5 protein-coding genes are annotated in these 2,508 nt (G+C 38.6%); all 5 read left to right on the forward strand.

The annotated features are described in order from the left end of the window. Positions 1-392: 392 nt before the first annotated feature. The 5 genes from AB1414_19110 (at position 393) to AB1414_19130 (ending at position 2,429) form a co-directional block, all read left to right on the forward strand. Positions 393-791, forward strand: coding sequence for a DUF4257 domain-containing protein (locus AB1414_19110; protein MEW6609522.1), 399 nt, complete (start codon positions 393-395; stop codon positions 789-791). Next, positions 788-943 (forward strand): hypothetical protein, encoded by a 156-nt coding sequence (locus AB1414_19115; GenBank protein MEW6609523.1) that lies wholly within the window; start codon positions 788-790, stop codon positions 941-943. The genes AB1414_19110 and AB1414_19115 overlap by 4 nt, the downstream gene beginning before the upstream one ends. Positions 944-1,399: 456 nt before the next feature. Next, a complete protein-coding gene (locus AB1414_19120) occupies positions 1,400-1,981 on the forward strand; it encodes a Uma2 family endonuclease (GenBank protein MEW6609524.1) in 582 nt (193 codons plus the stop codon). A 75-nt stretch (positions 1,982-2,056) separates the two neighbouring features. Continuing rightward, positions 2,057-2,284 carry a hypothetical protein gene (locus AB1414_19125; protein ID MEW6609525.1) on the forward strand — a complete coding sequence of 76 codons (228 nt, stop codon included), beginning with the start codon at positions 2,057-2,059 and terminating at the stop codon, positions 2,282-2,284. Next, positions 2,259-2,429 (forward strand): hypothetical protein, encoded by a 171-nt coding sequence (locus tag AB1414_19130; GenBank protein MEW6609526.1) that lies wholly within the window; start codon positions 2,259-2,261, stop codon positions 2,427-2,429. Before AB1414_19125 ends, AB1414_19130 begins: the two co-directional genes overlap by 26 nt. Positions 2,430-2,508: the final 79 nt, after the last annotated feature.

Here is a 2,508-nt window from a genome sequence, read left to right on the forward strand (position 1 = left end):
GTTAATGACCCTCTGGGTTATCTTTTGGGACTCCAAAATGTCAAGAAATACAAAAAGATGGCAGAAAATGAGGTAAAGCAATGCCTGGGACCGTAGATATAGCCTTAAGTCCTACGCAACGCTCTCCGATAGTTTTGCACACACCCTCCAAAAAAATGCTTGACAAAAGAGCTGGTTCTAATTAAAATAGTAATTATCGTAACTGTTTCCCCAAGTGAAGTATAAGGTAATCAATAATCGGTAATCAAATAATTAGTGTACCGATTACCGATTACCTGATAACCGATTACCTGAATTTCACTTCAGATGGCTAAAATGTTACTAATTATCTCCCTCGATAACCATCAATCTGTTGAAAAAGGAAAAATAATTGTAACCGTTCGGAGGTAAAAATGGACTCTGTAAATTTTTGGGTTGTTATTAGTGGCGGGGCATTTGGTGGTTTGCTACATGCCCTGTATCAGAATAATCATAGATTATTATTACCCGGTCTGCTTCGTAATGACCAGGTTCATATTTATCTGGGCTTTCTGGCTGATATACTTTTAGGGATAGGAGCAAGCCTGGCTATCCTTTATTTTATTGCTCCCGATACCCTGTTTAAACAGATCCCATTATCTATCATCTCTGGCTTTGGTGGGGGTTCATTCTTAGGAACATTAGCCAGTAAGATGGCTACGGAGTCCGAAAAGAAGAAGGTTGATACATTAGAAGAGGTAGTGGAAAACTATGCCAAAAGATATGATGAAATCCTTCGAGAATTGGAGGAAAGAGGGGGTGATAAATCATGACTAATCCGCAGACCGTAGAGATAAAAAGATTACTTAAGGAGATCGATAAGACAAAGAAACCCCAGGAGATGAAGGAGATTAGGGATAAGATACTGGAAAACTTAGATAAAAAGACAGAGACCATAAAACAGTTGATCCGTGAAAGGAAGTGAAAGTTCAAGATAAAAACCAGGATTTTTATTGGTGAACGGTAGTGCTCGGAGATTAAGTATCGGTTCCAGGTCTATGTTCCGAAGCGTCAAATCTTGCCAAAGGCAGTAATACGGATTATCCGTAGCGCTCTGACCTGTTTTAGCATGCCGTTCACCATTTTTACTACATTCACAGAAATCTCAAAGAACAGGAACTATTCAGCCACTGATGAACACGGATTAGTACGGATAAATACAGAGGATAGATGAGAAAGGGGGAAACGGAGAAACGGAGAAAGGGAGAAGGAGAGAAGGAGAGGAGACACGAGGCACTATACCTGAATTTGCCTTCAGCCTTGAACCTAATTACGGATATGGATAACCGGACACGATTCACGAATTTTTAGTGTTTCATCCGTGTCCATCTATGGCTGATTTGTTGAGGAGTATTCAATTTTAGTAAGGAGGAGTTATTGAATGGGGCTTCCTGCAAAAAAAATAGAAGAACGATGGACTTATGGTGATTATCTAAAATGGCCAAATGAAGAACGGTGGGAATTGATAGATGGAGTAGCCTATGATATGAGTCCATCTCCTTCAAGAAGGCATCAGGAAATAGTTGGAGAATTATACAGACAGATTTCAACTTATTTGTTGGACAAACCCTGTCAGGTGTATGTTGCCCCTTTTGATATCCGATTGCCTGAGGCTGACGAGGCGGAGGAAGAGATAGAAACCGTAGTTCAACCAGATATTGTCGTTGTTTGTGAGATGAAGAAACTTGATGACCGTGGATGTCTCGGTGCCCCGGATATAATCATAGAAATATTATCCCCATACACCGCCAAAAAAGACCTGATTACCAAATACCACTTATATGAAAGGCATCAGGTCAAACAGTACTGGATATTTGACCCGGTAACAGAAGAAGCGATGATATTTAAACTTAAAGAGAATAAGTATGTAGAGCCTGAAGAATATAAAAAAGAAGAGAAGATACCAGTGGATATCTTTAAAGGTTTAGAAATAGATTTGAGCACAATATTCCCTGCTGAGTGATGGACAAATGACACGAATAAAGAATAAGTAGGACACAAAGGGGTAAATTTCATACAAGAGGATGTGAAATTAAAGATGAAAAAAGGAAAAAATAAGGGGCTTTTGGATAAAAAGAGGTTTGAATGGATGGAGGAAGAAAGGATAAGGGAATTGAAAGCTCTATCTATTGAGCAAAGCACAGAAGCCCTTGAATCCCTTACATCGCCGTCCATATTAAATGCCTTTTTAAATAATTTCTCATTGGACAATCCGTTATGTTTAAAGCTTGGATTAAAAAATGGATTCATTGCCGGAAACTTTTAGAAAAATAATATCGTTTCTTGAAGAAGAAAAATTCGACTATCTCGTCATTGGTGGATTAGCATCAGCAACCCTTGGAGAACCAAGAATGACACAAGATGTGGTAACCGTTCACCGCAGAGATGATATGATAAAGTGTCAAGTTTGACCTGCGAAAGATTTTATGGTATACTATACAAAAAGTATTAACTAACTAAAATAAGGAGGACAAACTTATGACACAAACA

The organism is bacterium (assembly GCA_040755795.1).
Lineage (GTDB): Bacteria > UBA9089 > CG2-30-40-21 > CG2-30-40-21 > SBAY01 > JBFLXS01.

Excerpts from the sequence above, each read along its gene's own strand:
- AB1414_19110 (MEW6609522.1), top strand. The coding sequence starts at position 393 with ATGGACTCTGTAAATTTTTGGGTTGTTATTAGTGGCGGGGCATTTGGT.
- AB1414_19120 (MEW6609524.1), top strand. The coding sequence starts at position 1,400 with ATGGGGCTTCCTGCAAAAAAAATAGAAGAACGATGGACTTATGGTGAT.
- AB1414_19130 (MEW6609526.1), top strand. The coding sequence starts at position 2,259 with ATGGATTCATTGCCGGAAACTTTTAGAAAAATAATATCGTTTCTTGAA.
- AB1414_19125 (MEW6609525.1), top strand. The coding sequence starts at position 2,057 with ATGAAAAAAGGAAAAAATAAGGGGCTTTTGGATAAAAAGAGGTTTGAA.
- AB1414_19115 (MEW6609523.1), top strand. The coding sequence starts at position 788 with ATGACTAATCCGCAGACCGTAGAGATAAAAAGATTACTTAAGGAGATC.